Here is a 14,154-nt window from a genome sequence, read left to right as displayed (position 1 = left end):
AATTGGTCGTCACGCTGACTACCAAGAAATCCGATAGTGCGACACCTGCGGCGGCAACATTGACGTCGGGATATCTCATGGGCCGTACTGGGTTCGAACCAGTGACCAACGGATTAAAAGTCCGCTGCTCTACCCGCTGAGCTAACGGCCCCACTTGCCGATCAACATGCTACGGGCATCGCACTACGCGGTCATCCTAGCCAATATCGATCGTGCGGCTCGCGGAACGCGCCGACTCCGACTTCGGCACGGTCAACGTGAGTATGCCGTGGTCGAATTTGGCCAGGGCGCGATCCGGCTCGGCATTTTCCGGCATGGGGATTGTCCGCGTAAAGCGCCCATAGGCTCGCTCCAGTCGGTAGCAGCCGTCCTCTTCGCTGCGAACGTCCTGTTTCTTCTCGCCACGCAAGACGAGCGCGCCATCCTCGACGCTTACGCTCACATCCTCACGCCCCATCCCGGGCAACTCAGCGGTCACGCGCAGCACCTTTCCTTCGTCGACGACGTCAATACGCGGCTGGAAGCGAGATGAGCTGAAGTCGCCAAACCATCTTTCCAGCGCCCCGCGTCCGGCAAAGGGGTCTTGAAAAAATTCTTCGACGGCGCGCCACGGATCACGCGAGAAGAATCGAGGCATGTCAGGCCACGCCGACCGCGACTGTTCACCGCCCGGCGAGTGCTCCGCGTCCGCATCAGCCTTGCGCGTCGCCCCGCGCAGGAACTTGAAGGGGTTCCATTTTTTTGGATCGGTATTCATGGTTTGCTCCTGCCGATTCGTTAGCAAGACGACTTGAATTTGTGGGTGGCGGTTTACGACCGCCACCCCGAGGTCTCCTGCTGCTCCCGCTTTGCCGGCTCAGCCCGTACGCACTTCGATCCGACGGGGGCGGGCCTCGTCCCGTCGTGGGATCGTCAGCCGCAGCACGCCGTCCTTCAGATTGGCATCAATCTTCGATGCATCCAGGTCGGAACCGAGAGAGAACGCTCGCGCAAAGTGAGGCTGGCGGATCTCGGCGTGCTGCAGCCGCAACCCTGCCGGGGTCGGTACCACCGCCTCCGCCTCGATGAACAGATTGCCGTCGTGGACCTTCACGTCGAGCCGGTCCTTCGTTACACCAGGCAAATCCGCCCACAAGATAATGCCTTGGCTATTCTCAAAGATGTCGACCGGCGGTGTTAAGGTGATTCGCCGCTCGGACGACTCCCCCTCCCTGCCGGCGACCGCGTTTTGGCCTTCCCTCGCAAGCTCTGTTGTCGCGTTCATGATGTTCTCCTTCGACTGTGACGTTTCATTGAACGGTAATAGCTCGTGCCTTGGATGCCTCCCGCTTGCCAATGCTCACCGTCAGGCAGCCATTGGTGTATTGCGCGGTGACCTTGTCAGGGTCCGCATGCTCCGGCAGCTCAATGACGCGCCGAAAAGAACCTACGAATCGCTACTGCGCATAGGTGCGCATTTCATCACCGGCGGTCGCGGGTTGCGCCGCCACACGCTCTCCGCTGACGCTTAATAGGCCCTTGTCAATTGACACGTCAAAGCTCTTCGGATCAACCCCGGGCGCAAACGCAACGACCTCGATAGAGTCGTCGGTCGAGCCGATGTTGATTTGCGGGAAAGCGCCGAAGCGCCCGGAACGGATGCTGGAAGGGAAACCGCTGAACGTGCTCGCCATCTGCCGTTGCAGGCGATCGAGCTCGCTGAAAAGGTCCATCCCGGAATAGAGATCGCTCATGATCATTTCCTCCTTGGAACCAGCAGGAAGACGAACCGGCCTACGCGCTCCAGTCCGTCTGCCGTGCTGCGGACAAACAAATCGAAACACGCAGCGCGCCGAACTGCTTGCGCGACTGCCTGAGCGAAATTCAAGATGGGATCTCGCGCCGAAATTTCAAGGGGATGTTGCGAGTTTTCTGCTCTTGAAATCGGGCGGGCGCATCCTATATTTTCTGAACGTTCCTGACGGCCCTTGCGAGGACATTATGGAATTCGAATACGATTGGCTGACCCTTGGCCGGCACCGTATCCGGCTGCGCTCGACGAAGGGCTTCCCGACTGAGACGATGCGTATGGCGGTCCAGGTCATTCGGCTTGCGATCGACAACAACATGAGCGCGCGTGCGCGCATGGTCGAAGTCGTGGCGCAAAAGGAAGCCACTTACGAGATCGCGGTTGGCAGCACGTTCGCCGAAGACCGCTTATGCGCGCCGCAACTCGAAGCAGCGATCGCGACGGTCTTGGGCTTGCAACCCGCGCAGGTCAATATCCTCGTAACAGTGGTGACGCAGGAAGAGGTCGATCTGCATTTCGGTGTCTACGAGAGGATGCTCGCCGAAAAGTTAGGCGTGGTGCCACCACTTCAATAGCGCATCGCTCAGCCAGTTCGGGGCGCAAGGGTCCCGGGGCGCGACAGCGCGCTTGATGTTGGCGGACTTAGCTTTAGCGCGCGCACGCTGGATCTTGATCAAGCCGCCGCCCCGCACCACAACGCCCAGCGAGTCGAACCCCCACGTCTCGGTACTCGATGCACCGCCTTGCACCGGTCGACCTCTACCAGACCGGAAACACCACGTCCGGCTGCGGTGAGATCTGTATGCCCGAGCGAGGACAGTTCACGCGCCCCTTGACGGCGACCCGCTGGTCGAGATAAGGAAGCAGCAGTGTGGGACCCGGGGTGCGACCGATACCGAGAAGCATATCGGTGACGACCTTGTCGCTACAGGGCGAGGCCGCCGGTCGATCCAGCAAAATCGTCGTATAGTCGCCAGGAGCGTATTGATCGCTGCCACGCTGGATGGTACCGGTAATCCAGATATCGTCTTGCAGCGGCAAGGTGCGCACCGGCGCACTCGTCGGCATTGCGTCGCCGGACCAGCACATAGCCAACGCCACCGCAGTCACGACCCGTATATGTTGCATGTTCATAGCCAAACCTCTTACCCATGCGCGCCGGCTGACGAACGCCGCAGCGCTGCACGTGGCGCGCAACCGGTCCGATCGATACGAGCGCTCTCTCAGGGGTCACGCCTGCGCCGATCCTTGACGGCCGAGTGAGCGTCCCAGCGTCACCACTTCCGTCACCGCTTCCGATTCACCTCCTCGAAGTCTGCGTCAATCACATCGTCATCCCGGCTCGCTCGCTGGGATTCGTGTTGCCCGGCGGTTTCGTTCGGACCGTCTCGTTGCGATGGATTGCCCGCATATATCCGCTCCCCGAGCTTTTGCGACGCCGTCGCCAGCGCGCCGATCCGGGCTTGTATTTCTTCCCTGTCGGACCGTTTCAATGCATCTTCAAGTTCCCTGGTCGCAGCCTCAATCTCGCGCTTCTCAGTGGCGTCAAGCTTCTCACCATATTCAGTCAATGCCTTGCGCGTAGTGTGGACCAACGCATCGCCTTGATTACGCGCATCGACCAGCTCGCGCAGCCGGTGATCCTCTGCGGCGTGCGCCTGCGCCTCCCGGACCATCTTTTCAATTTCAGCTTCGGACAACCCTGAATTGGCCTTGATGGTGATCCGGTTTTCCTTGCCGCTCGCCTTGTCTTTGGCCGAAACGTGCAGGATGCCGTTCGCGTCGATATCAAAAGTCACTTCGATCTGCGGCACGCCACGGGGGGCTGGCGGGATACCCTCCAACGTGAAGTCGCCCAGCAGCTTGTTGCCGCTCGCCATCTCGCGTTCGCCCTGATACACCTTGATGGTGACCGCCGCCTGATTGTCGTCGGCGGTCGAGAAGACTTCCGAGAACCTAGTCGGAATGGTGGTGTTTTTTTCGATCATCTTTGTCATGACGCCACCGAGCGTTTCGATGCCAAGCGAGAGCGGCGTCACGTCGAGCAGCAAGACGTCCTTGCGCTCCCCGGACAGCACCGCCGCCTGAATCGCCGCCCCGACGGCCACCGCCTCATCGGGGTTGACGTCCTTTCGCGGTTCGCGCCCAAAAAGCGCTCTGACCGTCTCCTGCACCTTGGGCATACGCGTCATGCCCCCGACAAGAATGACGTCATCGACCTGTTCTGCCGTCAGACGCGCATCTTTGAGCGCAACGCGGCAAGGCTCCATCGTCCGCTCAATCAGGTCCTCCACCAGCGATTCGAGTGTCGCGCGCGTGAGTTTCACGCTCAGATGTTTGGGACCCGATGCGTTCGCCGTGATGTACGGCAGGTTGATCTCAGTCTGCTGGCTCGACGACAGTTCGATCTTGGCCTTCTCGGCGGCTTCCTTCAGGCGCTGCAATGCGAGCACGTCCTTCGAGAGGTCAACGCCCTGCTCCTTTTTGAACTCGCCAACGAGATAGTCGATGATGCGTTGGTCAAAGTCTTCGCCACCCAGAAAGGTATCGCCGTTGGTCGATAGCACTTCGAACTGCTTTTCTCCGTGAACATCGGCGATCTCAATCAGCGAAATGTCAAAGGTCCCCCCGCCAAGATCGAAGACAGCGATTTTGCGGTCACGGCTTTCGCGTTTGTCGAGCCCGAAGGCGAGCGCAGCGGCTGTGGGCTCGTTGATGATCCGCTTGACCTCGAGACCAGCAATGCGCCCGGCGTCCTTTGTCGCCTGGCGCTGGCTATCGTTGAAGTAGGCGGGCACCGTGATGACAGCTTCCGTGACCGACTCGCCGAGGTAGTCTTCAGCGGTCTGCTTCATCTTGCGCAGGACTTCGGCCGAGACCTGTGACGGCGCGAGCTTGCTGTCGCGTGCTTCGACCCACGCGTCGCCGTTCTCCGCCTTGACAATTTTGTAGGGCATGAGCCCGATATCCTTCTGCACCTCCTTTTCCTCGAACCGGCGGCCGATGAGGCGCTTGACCGCAAACAACGTGTTTTTCGGGTTGGCGACCGACTGCCGCTTCGCAGACGCGCCCACCAGCAGCTCATTACCGTCGAGATACGCGACAACTGATGGCGTCGTGCGGGCGCCTTCTGCGTTCTCAATTACCTTAACCCGCTTGCCTTCCATTAACGCCACACAGGAGTTCGTCGTGCCGAGATCGATGCCAATGATCTTGCTCATGATGTCTTCACCGGTATCACTTCAATTGCTGGTCGCTTGTCGCCGCAGGTCAGCCGGTCTCTACGGCACTTCTTACGCCCTCGCAATCGCGCGAACTTTCATCGTCGTTGCTTCTCTGGCTCTCGAATGTCGCGCCGCGTTGCCTGCTCGAATTTTGAGAAAGGCCCGACGCTGGCGGCAGCACACCTGGCATCACGTAGCCAGCGGGCTCGTCCGACGCCTGCGGGATCAGCCGTAGCGCTCCAAGTCTCGCCCGAAGGAACGCGTCGGCATGCGCCAGCCCCTGCTCAAGTTCCTGCGCCGTCACACCGGCTACCTGGGCGGCATCGCCTACTGCAAGCCCCTCGAGCCGGCAAAGTACAACTGCGCGGCGCCAGGGCGCCGGCAGTTCCGAAAGGAGCGTCGCGAGCAGCGCGCGGAGCTCTCGCTCGCTCACGGCCTCCTCGGGCGTCACGTCCGCCGCTGGTACTACGTCCTCGAGACGCAGGACCTCGTCGGGCTGCCAGTAGGCAAACAGAATGTCCTCGTCTTCTCGCGGCTCACGTAGCGCGATCGGCAGTCTGCCCTCGAGCGAGATGCAGCGACCTGCCTCGTCCTGGCGGCGGGTCACTTCGTCGGCGAGAACGCTCAGCGTTATTTGGTACAACCACTGCAGCGGGTTGAGCTTACGTGGGCGGGTTGCCGACTGCTCACACGCACGGGCCAACGCCTCCTCGACGATCTCGTCGACGGACGGCTCACCCGGGTCGAGTTCGCCTCGCGCCTGCAGGTCCGAAAGCTCCCGTTGCACAAAGCGCTGCAGCGATGCGAGCAGCAGGCGAACGAGGCTGCTGAAGGACGACGCTTCTGCGTCGCTTTCTTCAGTCAGTGCGGACTTGAGTTGCCGCAAGCCGAGGCGCCGCTCCTTGCGACGCCATGCGTCCTCGTGACGCAGATGTGCAACGTGGCGTTCGACCTGCCGATCCAGCTCCGTGAGAGCGTGTTCGATTGCCTTTTCCAATCGCGACGACTCCTCTGCGCACGCCAGCGTCGCCCCCGACAGCGTCATCTGCAAACGGACGCGATAGAGACCATGGTGGCGGCTCCTGTCCAGGGTCGCGTGCAAACGGAGCCGCTCGGCCGGGAAGTGAGACAAATGCGGACCGAGCACCCGGTCAGCGAGCCGCTCGATCATCTGATGAAGATCGGGACGTGAAAGCTTCGCAACGTTCCGGTAACGAATCACCGTTTTCATCTCAAGCCTGTCTACAGTTCAGCAGCGCCGCTCATTGAAAATCCCCGACGCGTACCCCGCAGTAGTTCCCTCATCCGCCACCGCGATGCGAAGTCGCCCGCCCCCCGGCGCGAAGACGCGACGTCCCGACTGCTCCGCGTCGTCCTGCCGCGCCGATCCAGGCGCTGCGGCGTCGGACACGAGGCATTCGCTCCGTCGCCGACGATCGCCGTTGCGCTATCGTCGGCGGATGTGAGACGGAGGCTGGCGAATCCTCGGCGCGAGGGAAGGCCCGAGACGAGCGCCAGCCGTGCTGCGCGAGCAGCGACATGCAGAGAAAGGCGCTGGAGTTTGATAGCGACGCTCGGTGCCATCGATGCGGTTCGAGCGCAGATAGACGTGGCTCATCGTCTTCTCCTTCGACGCAGCAAGGAAGAGAACGGGCTTGCGCGCTCCAGTTCGCCTGCCGTGCTGCCAGCAAACAAATCGAAACACGCAGCGCGCGACCGATCGGGCGGAGGACACACTGCCTGAGCTAGAAATAACGTGGTAAAACTTCTGCAAAAATTCAAGAGCCGACGATAGGGACCGGGGGCGCAGAATGCCGCGCTGGCGCGATCGGACGGCCCAAAAACCGACTCGCGAAAGTTATCTGGATGACGCCAACGCTATTGCGGGCGGCCGGCGTCTCGTAGTGCTTCCTCGAGTTCCAACACTAAGTAGCGTTTGCATAGAGCCTTCCACGGGAAGTCTGTGGCATCGTCCGCAAAAGCGATCTCGCCCGAGGCGAAGAGCACGCGAATAGCTGGATGGCGGGCGATGACCATCCGCGCCAAATCAACGCCGCCATATCGGGGAGGCGCAGGTCGGTGAGCAAGACATCGAAAGCAGCAGCGTTCATTGCCGAAGTTCAGCCGATCTGAACTCTGTCGAGAATCTCGTCTGAACCCACCTCAAGAGGAGCAAAATTGGTCGAACGCACATAATCCGGTCGCGGCTGCTCGACCTGTTCAGGCTTGTTCTTCACCTGGTTGTAGACGACATAGGCCTGCCATCGATCGTCACCGGACAGGTTGTGACCCGAGGAATGTACGATGTTGGCGTCGAAAAACACGACTGTTCCCGGGCGGCCGACGATAGCCACGGCCCTGGGATGACTGGACAGAATATCGAGCATCGTCGGCTTGGGTACAACGTAGAAGCGGTAACCGGTTGCCTCATCGAACACCGGATCGAGTGAACCGAGCTTGTGGCTTCCCGGGATGAAGTAGAGACATCCGCCCATTTCGGTCGGCTCGTCGAGCATGACCAACGCGGTTGTCATCTGCGGCTCTTTCACGCCGTCGATATGCCAGGTGCCGAAGTCCTGATGCCATTGCCAGACGGAGCCGTCGATAGCCGTCTTCAGATTGCACTTCGTGTGATAGACGTAGAGTTCGGGATCGTCGATCAGTTGTTGTGCCGGCTCGAGCAATCTGGGGGAGCGCACTGCGGAGTGAAAGACCGCCGATGCCGTCGGACTTTCTTTTTCGTGAACTTTGTAGATCGTCTTTGCGATGCCGCCCGTTTTTTCACGGACGAGATGGTCGGTGTCGATCTTCTGGATCCGGCGCAACTCGCGCTTCATATGCTCGACTTCTTCTTCCGTGAAAAGCTCCGGCAGAACAACGAACCCATCGCGCTCGTAGGCTTCCAACTGCGCCGCGGTAAGTTTCATGAGGGGTCTCCTGACTTGTTGGCCAGATGTCATGATCCTAAGACCCGTCTCGTCCAATGTAAAAGATATAATTAGTTGCGTATCGATACCAAAAAGGTTCCAAATGGAGCTGCGTCATCTTCGCTACTTTCTGACGGTGGCACGCACACTCAACTTCACGAAGGCAGCGGGTGAACTGCACATGGCGCAGCCGCCGTTGAGCCGGCAGATACGGGAACTGGAAGACGAACTCGGCGTCGCGCTTCTTGAGCGCCGGGGCAAGCGAGTGTCTCTTTCATCGGCGGGCCAGATTTTCGAAGAACGGGCCAAACGGATTCTGGCCGAAACAAACGCCGCGATCGTGGATTCACAACGCGCAGCAAGAGGGGAAATCGGCCGGGTGGCGGTCGGGTTCTTCGAGCACATCGCGTACACACTGCTGCCACCGCTCTTGCGCGAATTCCAGCAGCGTTACCCCGAGGTGACGGTCGAACTTCGCTGGTTCTCGTCTGCTGAACAGATCAGTGCCCTGAACCGAGGGGACGTCGATCTGGCATTCGTCCGGTCTTTGCCGCTGGATACCCAACTGAACAGCGTCTTGTTGCTTCAGGAGCCGTTTTACGTTGCCATCGCTAAGGACAACCCTCTCGCAGCCAAACGGCAGATATCCATCAAGGACTGTATGCAGTTGCGCGTCATCAATTACCGGAAAGATGTCGCGCCGGACTATCACGCCACCATCAACCAGTTGTGCGCACTTGCCGGATTTTCTCCGTCCACGAGCTTCGAAATGGGGCAGATCTACGCTTCCCTTGGCCTCGTAAGCGCCGGGTTTGGTGTGACGCTCGTACCGGCGTCAGTTCAACGAACGCACATGGACAACGTCGTCTATCGTCCTCTGCGCGAACAGCACGCGAAGAGCGAGCTCTACCTCGCGTGGAAGGAACCCAACCCGCCCGCTGCGCTAGGCTCCTTTGTTCAACTAGCGCGCGAGATAGCTGCGCACGCACCGCGAAAAGCGAAGAACGAGTAAGCGCGATGCGGTACGGCTTCAATGAGGATGGGGGCTTGGTCCAGTGCCCTTCGGCAAACCGGGGAAACGCAGACGTGGTGTCGTGTCGCGGCCTGCATGGTCGCGAACACTGGCAAATGCTAAATCGGCGCGGCATCCTGGATGCCCGACTCAAAACTCTTCAGGCTAGGGCAAGACGGACGCCGCTTTCGACCACATGACTCGCAACCAGGCTAATAGCTAGGCGCTTTCTCGAGTTAGAAACGCCGCGAAGGAATCACCCCGCGGCGCACATTCAGGCGTACTCGTACCAGTTTTTCGAGCGGTTCACGATGCGTACAACGAGCAGCATGACCGGTACCTCGATGAGCACGCCCACGACGGTCGCGAGCGCCGCGCCGGAGTTGAAACCGAAAAGGCCGATTGCCGTGGCGACGGCCAGCTCAAAAAAATTCGACGCGCCAATCAAGGCAGACGGACAGGCGATGTTGTGCTTTTCGCCGACCGCGCGATTGAGCCAGTACGCCAGCGCCGAATTGAAGAACACCTGGATCAGGATCGGCACGGCGAGCAGCACGATGACGAGCGGTTGCTTGAGGATCGCTTCGCCCTGGAAGGCGAACAGCAGCACCAACGTCGCGAGCAGCGCCGTGATCGACCAGGGACCGATCTTCGCCAATGCTGACTCAAATGCGGCCTTGCCCCTGGCGAGAAGCATCTTGCGCAGGATCTGCGCGAGAGTGACCGGAATGAGGATGTAAAGCACGACCGAAGTCAGAAGCGTCGCCCACGGCACCGTGATGGCGGAAATGCCGAGCAGCAGGCCAACGAGCGGCGCGAACGCGAACACCATGATGCTGTCGTTGAGCGCGACCTGCGAGAGCGTGAACAGCGGGTCACCGCCGGTCAGGCGGCTCCAGACGAAAACCATTGCCGTGCAGGGCGCGGCGGCAAGCAGGATCAGCCCTGCCACATAGCTGTCGAGCTGTGCCGCTGGCAGGATCGGCGCGAACAAATGCTTGATGAAGAGCCACGCGAGAAACGCCATCGTAAAAGGCTTGACCAGCCAGTTCACTATGAGGGTGACGCCAATGCCTTTGATGTGCTGACGCACTTCATGTAGCGAGCCGAAATCGACCTTGACCAGCATCGGGATGATCATCACCCAAATCAGCAACCCGACCGGCAAGTTGACCTGGGCGTACTCCATGCGGCCGATCGCTTGAAAAACGCTGGGTAGCATCTGGCCGAGCAGAATGCCCGCGACAATGCACAACCCGACCCAGACGGTCAGGTATCGCTCGAAGAAACTGATGCCCGGTTTCGAAGCGCTCTTGCGCGCCGCGGCGACGTTGGGGGTGTTCATGAGACAGCTCGGCGGAGAAGGGTTTAACTTTCGAGAATTTTGTTGAGCGCCTGCTGGAGCTCGGCATTGCTCAGACGGTCCAGGGGCAGTTCCAGCAGTTGCAGCATGCGATAGCCGATGGCCTGCCGCGTGAGCTCGAACGCCTGGCGCTTGCCTTCATCACCGCCAAGTGCGTTCGACGGATCGGCGTAGCCCCAGTGGACCTTGACGGGGTTACCCGGCCAGAACGGGCACTGTTCTGCCGCCGCGCTGTCGCACACAGTGATGACGATACGCATCTGCGGTGCGCCGTCCTGTGCAAATTCGTCCCAGCTCTTGCTGCGATAGCCTTCAGTATCGACGCCCGCGTTCGTCAGCGCTTCGAGCGCAAACGGATTGACGCGGCCACTCGGGGCGCTGCCGGCGCTAAACGCGCGCACGTCCTTGCCGAGCTTCTTCGCCCAATGATTGAGCATCCCCTCAGAGAGCATGCTGCGCGCGGAATTGTGTGTGCAGAGAATGAGTACGTTTGTGGTCATGGAGGCGATAGCCTTATTGCTTGCCGATGTCGTGGGTCTTCAGCAGCAGGCCGAACCGGCCGGTTTCACCGGGATGCTCACGGATTTGCCACGCGGCGCGCAGCAGGCCGTCGCGTCGGTCGACGATACGGTCTGGCGGCTTTCGCCGTAGACAGGAGCGCGATCGAGGGTATGGAAGTGCTCCCAAGCGAGTCCCTGCGGGTCGACGACCCAGTGCTTATCGCTGCGCGCGTAGCAGCACGTCGTTTCGCCCTTGTCGAGCAGCGCCATGTCAGCGGCGTGTGCGCGTTGCGCGAGTTCGGCCAGCTCGGCCACATCGTCCACCTGAAAACCCAGGTGGTCTACACCTGCCTTCGTGCCACGTGTCGAAATCGCGAAGTTCACGCGAGGATCGTCCAGCATCCACTTCGCGTAATCAACCTCAACGCGCGCCGGCTCCGCGGCGAAAAGGTTCGTATAGAACGCGACACTGGTCGCGATATCTTCAACGTGGACGTGGTTATGAAACCGCTTCATGGAGGTTCTCCGTCAGCATTTGCATGAGTCTGTTCCGGGCGTCAGGCAGGCCTGGCCTTGGCAGCAGTTCTCGGTCAGGAAGCCGAGTACCGCGTTCATCTGTCCGTAGGCAGCCCGATAGATCAAGCTGCGCCCGTCACGCTCCTGTGTGACCAGCCCTGCGTGCATCAACTCCTTCAGGTGAAAGGAAAGCGTCGCATTGGGCACATCGAGCTGCGTGGCGATGGTGCCGGGCGTCAGCCCATCCGGACCGGCGACAACCAGCATACGGAACACGCGCAACCGCAGTTCGTGGGCAAGCGCCGCCAGGGCGTGAACAATGTCTTTTTCTTCCATATTTCCAATGTAGTCGAAACGTAGAGTCATAACAAGGCAAAGCGGATTCGGCGAGGCGTGGCAGGCCGGTTAAGCGGCGCTTTCTGGCCGAGCAGCCGTATGGGCGCGATGCCCCCGTCGTAGGAGGTTGAGCCGGCGCTGTCGCTTCGATTGGAATGCGTCGGACCCGTGTTTGCTGCTGAACGGATCGCTGTTGCATCTAGTGCCGGCTGGGCTATCCGACAAGTGGACTGGCAGCCAGGATGATGCGCATCCGACGGACGCCCATTTTCACAGTCGCGCGCGGTGGGTTCTTCGGGAGGGGCGCAACGGTCGAGCCGGATCGCAGGCGTGGAAACAAGAAAAGCGACCTATTAGCTTAACCAGCCTGAACGCCGGCGCATGTCGCGCGACATGGTGATCATGCCCGGGCCCGAAAGTCCGATGGAGGCGGGGGCCCTACCGAACCGGCCAGCGATTAGCGCCTGCTACGCTTCTCGATAGCCTCGGCGGCGCGACGGAGGCAGTCTGCGCAGCAGAAGCTGTAGCGGGAATCGCAGCAGGACCGCGCCTCACCGCGAACTCCGCGCGGCTTGCGGTATCGCTACTTTGGCTTTTGACTGGTCGCGCCGAGACTCGTACGCGGCCGCCGCAGTATCATCGCCGGCAGTCGACCCTCACAACTGCTCGATACCAATGGAAAATGCATTCAGCCCAGCCGATCGCGAAGCGATATACCGCGCCATCCATGAGCGCCGAGACATGCGTCATTTCCTCGGGGTGGCGATAGCGCCTGAGGTCATGCGCCGGCTCATCGATGCCGCCTTGCATGCGCCGAGCGTCGGATTCATGCAGCCATGGAGGATCGTGCGTATCACCTGTCCGCGGATTCGTGGCAGATTGCACGACTCGGTCGAGCGCGAACGCTTACTCACCGCGGACGCTCTCGGCGAGCGCCGCGAGTCATTCATGAAGCTCAAGGTCGAGGGCCTACGCGAGTGCGCAGAAGTGCTCGTCATGGCGCTAATGGAGGGGCGTGAACAATACGTGTTCGGGCGACGCACGCTTCCCGAAATGGACCTTGCGTCGGTGGCATGCGCGATCCAGAACATGTGGCTGGCCGCACGGGCTGAAGGTATCGGAATGGGGTGGGTTTCGCTGTTCGATCCGCATGAGGTCGCGGCGCTGCTGGGAATGCCCACTGGCGCGACGCCCGTTGCAATCCTTTGTTTCGGGCATGTCGAAGGCTTCTACGATGCACCGATGCTCGAAAAAGAGCGCTGGGCTAAACGCCGATCCGTCGATGAGTGCGTCTTCGAAAACAGGTGGCCAACTGCAGATCATCAAGCCGAAGAGGCCGGGTCGAATTCCCGATAGCGGCTGAGCGGCTCAGGGCGGAGGCCTAAAGCTCCGTAGCTGTCGGCGTATCCGTCGTGCTCGTCAGCCGGTGGCGACGCTCACTGCGAACTGAGAGGGTTCTCGAGCGCCGAATCAGCGAGAAGTCCCGACGTGCTTCAGCCTCTGGCTGCCGGCGCTAGCCGCCAATGGCGCACGTTTTTCCGAGAAATCGTCCCGTTGGCCCCGCGCCTAGTCCATTCGCTTCACCGTCAGGTGGTCCCGCGACTCATGCGTGGCTGCTATTCGGCAGCGCACGCGAACAGCTCAGGTACGACTCGTTGAGGTGAGCCGCGCCACCGTGCCCGCTTCATCGACCGCTGTGCTTACGCGGCCTGCAAACCGTAGAATACCTGTCGTCCCTTATACAAAAATTGAACGGCCATGACGCGCAACCAGAACGCCGATAGTCGAGCCGCTGAACATTCGGCCACGCAGTGGGCGGCGCCTGTCACCGAACTAGCAGTATTCGCTACGACCCCCGATAGTTTCATCTCGACCTGGAATCGCGGTGCAGCGGCCATCTACGGTTACACCGCTGAGGAAATCATCGGGCGGCACGCTTCAATCTTGCTTCCGGATGATTCGCACGAGCGCGAGGCGTTCGAAGTGGAACTGCGTCACGCGCGTGAAAACGGCAGCTCCGTGATAGAAGCCTGGCGCAAACGAAAGGACGGATCGGTGCTGTGGGCGAGCGTGGTGACAATTGCGCTGGAAGATCCAAACGGAGCCCCAATTGGCTACCTAAAGCTGGTACGCGACGAGAGCGAGAAGCGAAAAGCTCACGAAGCGGTAATCGAGAGCGAGCGACGATTCCGGCTGCTCGTTGATGGCGTTTCGGACTATGCGATTTACATGCTGTCTTATATGGACGCCTCCCGGTTTGCCAGGTGATATTTGCGTGTTTAGCGTGGCTGATCGGGCTGCAGACTTATATCCGGCCTGTTGAACGGTTTGTGGTCCGCTGGCCCTGATGGAATTTGCCGGGGAAGGCCTCAGCTCCGGCGAGTCCTCGAAGGACGAGACAGGATTCAGGTGTATTAGCCTAGACCGCATCTGACAGGTAGTCGGAGAAGCAAAGGAAGAAAGCGGTTTAATGAGGGATCAGTTTCT

Annotated in this window: 14 protein-coding genes, 1 tRNA gene and 1 pseudogene; 4 read left to right on the top strand and 12 right to left on the bottom strand. The window is 60.4% G+C overall.

From position 1 onward, the window contains the following. Positions 1–78: 78 nt before the first annotated feature. The 4 genes and pseudogenes from AWB74_RS16030 to AWB74_RS16015 form a co-directional block, all read right to left on the bottom strand. Positions 79–151: transfer RNA gene (locus AWB74_RS16030), tRNA-Lys, on the bottom strand. Between the two features lie 45 nt (positions 152–196). After that, a complete protein-coding gene (locus AWB74_RS16025) occupies positions 197–757 on the bottom strand; it encodes an Hsp20/alpha crystallin family protein (RefSeq protein ID WP_061147741.1) in 561 nt (186 codons plus the stop codon). Between the two features lie 99 nt (positions 758–856). After that, positions 857–1,264 carry an Hsp20/alpha crystallin family protein gene (locus AWB74_RS16020; RefSeq protein ID WP_061147740.1) on the bottom strand — a complete coding sequence of 136 codons (408 nt, stop codon included), beginning with the start codon at positions 1,262–1,264 and terminating at the stop codon, positions 857–859. 25 nt (positions 1,265–1,289) lie between these two features. After that, a pseudogene (locus AWB74_RS16015) lies at positions 1,290–1,733 on the bottom strand (Hsp20/alpha crystallin family protein). Positions 1,734–1,980: 247 nt separating this feature from the next. Between AWB74_RS16015 and AWB74_RS16010 the strand changes: the two are divergent. Continuing rightward, complete coding sequence (locus tag AWB74_RS16010; RefSeq protein WP_061147739.1) at positions 1,981–2,364, top strand: hypothetical protein; 384 nt, start codon at positions 1,981–1,983, stop codon at positions 2,362–2,364. 184 nt (positions 2,365–2,548) lie between these two features. On the opposite strand, the gene AWB74_RS16005 is transcribed toward AWB74_RS16010, so the two are convergent. The 4 genes from AWB74_RS16005 to AWB74_RS15990 all read right to left on the bottom strand — a co-directional run bounded on the left by AWB74_RS16005 (position 2,549) and on the right by AWB74_RS15990 (position 7,940). Next, positions 2,549–2,923, bottom strand: coding sequence for a hypothetical protein (locus tag AWB74_RS16005; protein ID WP_061147738.1), 375 nt, complete (start codon positions 2,921–2,923; stop codon positions 2,549–2,551). Positions 2,924–3,075: 152 nt separating this feature from the next. After that, positions 3,076–5,010 carry a molecular chaperone DnaK gene (gene dnaK / locus AWB74_RS16000; RefSeq protein ID WP_061147737.1) on the bottom strand — a complete coding sequence of 645 codons (1,935 nt, stop codon included), beginning with the start codon at positions 5,008–5,010 and terminating at the stop codon, positions 3,076–3,078. Between the two features lie 49 nt (positions 5,011–5,059). After that, on the bottom strand, positions 5,060–6,244 hold the full coding sequence (locus AWB74_RS15995) for an RNA polymerase subunit sigma-28 (protein WP_061147736.1): 1,185 nt from the start codon (positions 6,242–6,244) through the stop codon (positions 5,060–5,062). A gap of 889 nt (positions 6,245–7,133) precedes the next feature. Beyond that, entirely contained in the window at positions 7,134–7,940 is an 807-nt protein-coding gene (locus tag AWB74_RS15990; protein WP_061147735.1) for a phytanoyl-CoA dioxygenase family protein, read from the bottom strand. Positions 7,941–8,043: 103 nt separating this feature from the next. Here AWB74_RS15990 and AWB74_RS15985 point away from each other — a divergent pair, with 103 nt between their 5' ends. Continuing rightward, positions 8,044–8,952 carry a LysR family transcriptional regulator gene (locus AWB74_RS15985; RefSeq protein WP_061147734.1) on the top strand — a complete coding sequence of 303 codons (909 nt, stop codon included), beginning with the start codon at positions 8,044–8,046 and terminating at the stop codon, positions 8,950–8,952. A gap of 274 nt (positions 8,953–9,226) precedes the next feature. Here AWB74_RS15985 and arsB read toward each other — a convergent pair whose 3' ends face one another. From arsB to AWB74_RS15965, 4 genes are read right to left on the bottom strand one after another with little or no spacing between them, the layout of a single operon-like run. Beyond that, positions 9,227–10,297 carry an ACR3 family arsenite efflux transporter gene (gene arsB / locus AWB74_RS15980; protein ID WP_061147733.1) on the bottom strand — a complete coding sequence of 357 codons (1,071 nt, stop codon included), beginning with the start codon at positions 10,295–10,297 and terminating at the stop codon, positions 9,227–9,229. Positions 10,298–10,320: 23 nt separating this feature from the next. Continuing rightward, positions 10,321–10,815, bottom strand: a complete 495-nt coding sequence (locus tag AWB74_RS15975) for an arsenate reductase ArsC (protein WP_061147732.1) — start codon at positions 10,813–10,815, stop codon at positions 10,321–10,323. A 39-nt stretch (positions 10,816–10,854) separates the two neighbouring features. Continuing rightward, entirely contained in the window at positions 10,855–11,331 is a 477-nt protein-coding gene (locus tag AWB74_RS15970; RefSeq protein ID WP_061147731.1) for an ArsI/CadI family heavy metal resistance metalloenzyme, read from the bottom strand. A 12-nt stretch (positions 11,332–11,343) separates the two neighbouring features. Further along, positions 11,344–11,667 carry an ArsR/SmtB family transcription factor gene (locus tag AWB74_RS15965; RefSeq protein WP_061147873.1) on the bottom strand — a complete coding sequence of 108 codons (324 nt, stop codon included), beginning with the start codon at positions 11,665–11,667 and terminating at the stop codon, positions 11,344–11,346. Between the two features lie 675 nt (positions 11,668–12,342). Between AWB74_RS15965 and bluB the strand changes: the two genes are divergently transcribed. Together bluB and AWB74_RS15955 are read left to right on the top strand one after the other, a co-directional pair. Further along, positions 12,343–13,023 carry a 5,6-dimethylbenzimidazole synthase gene (bluB, locus tag AWB74_RS15960; RefSeq protein ID WP_061147730.1) on the top strand — a complete coding sequence of 227 codons (681 nt, stop codon included), beginning with the start codon at positions 12,343–12,345 and terminating at the stop codon, positions 13,021–13,023. Positions 13,024–13,425: 402 nt separating this feature from the next. Next, positions 13,426–13,935 (top strand): PAS domain-containing protein, encoded by a 510-nt coding sequence (locus tag AWB74_RS15955; RefSeq protein WP_061147729.1) that lies wholly within the window; start codon positions 13,426–13,428, stop codon positions 13,933–13,935. Positions 13,936–14,154: the final 219 nt, after the last annotated feature.

This window comes from Caballeronia arvi, from assembly GCF_001544695.2.
GTDB classification, from domain to species: domain Bacteria; phylum Pseudomonadota; class Gammaproteobacteria; order Burkholderiales; family Burkholderiaceae; genus Caballeronia; species Caballeronia arvi.
Note: the sequence above shows the minus strand (reverse complement) of the source record. Positions and strands in the feature narration are given on the sequence as shown.

What these genes read in the sequence shown, in the direction of transcription:
- AWB74_RS16025 (WP_061147741.1), bottom strand. Translation starts at nt 757, where the DNA reads ATGAATACCGATCCAAAAAAATGGAACCCCTTCAAGTTCCTGCGCGGG.
- AWB74_RS16020 (WP_061147740.1), bottom strand. Translation starts at nt 1,264, where the DNA reads ATGAACGCGACAACAGAGCTTGCGAGGGAAGGCCAAAACGCGGTCGCC.
- AWB74_RS16010 (WP_061147739.1), top strand. Translation starts at nt 1,981, where the DNA reads ATGGAATTCGAATACGATTGGCTGACCCTTGGCCGGCACCGTATCCGG.
- AWB74_RS16005 (WP_061147738.1), bottom strand. Translation starts at nt 2,923, where the DNA reads ATGAACATGCAACATATACGGGTCGTGACTGCGGTGGCGTTGGCTATG.
- dnaK (WP_061147737.1), bottom strand. Translation starts at nt 5,010, where the DNA reads ATGAGCAAGATCATTGGCATCGATCTCGGCACGACGAACTCCTGTGTG.
- AWB74_RS15995 (WP_061147736.1), bottom strand. Translation starts at nt 6,244, where the DNA reads ATGAAAACGGTGATTCGTTACCGGAACGTTGCGAAGCTTTCACGTCCC.
- AWB74_RS15990 (WP_061147735.1), bottom strand. Translation starts at nt 7,940, where the DNA reads ATGAAACTTACCGCGGCGCAGTTGGAAGCCTACGAGCGCGATGGGTTC.
- AWB74_RS15985 (WP_061147734.1), top strand. Translation starts at nt 8,044, where the DNA reads ATGGAGCTGCGTCATCTTCGCTACTTTCTGACGGTGGCACGCACACTC.
- arsB (WP_061147733.1), bottom strand. Translation starts at nt 10,297, where the DNA reads ATGAACACCCCCAACGTCGCCGCGGCGCGCAAGAGCGCTTCGAAACCG.
- AWB74_RS15975 (WP_061147732.1), bottom strand. Translation starts at nt 10,815, where the DNA reads ATGACCACAAACGTACTCATTCTCTGCACACACAATTCCGCGCGCAGC.
- AWB74_RS15970 (WP_061147731.1), bottom strand. Translation starts at nt 11,331, where the DNA reads ATGAAGCGGTTTCATAACCACGTCCACGTTGAAGATATCGCGACCAGT.
- AWB74_RS15965 (WP_061147873.1), bottom strand. Translation starts at nt 11,667, where the DNA reads ATGGAAGAAAAAGACATTGTTCACGCCCTGGCGGCGCTTGCCCACGAA.
- bluB (WP_061147730.1), top strand. Translation starts at nt 12,343, where the DNA reads ATGGAAAATGCATTCAGCCCAGCCGATCGCGAAGCGATATACCGCGCC.
- AWB74_RS15955 (WP_061147729.1), top strand. Translation starts at nt 13,426, where the DNA reads ATGACGCGCAACCAGAACGCCGATAGTCGAGCCGCTGAACATTCGGCC.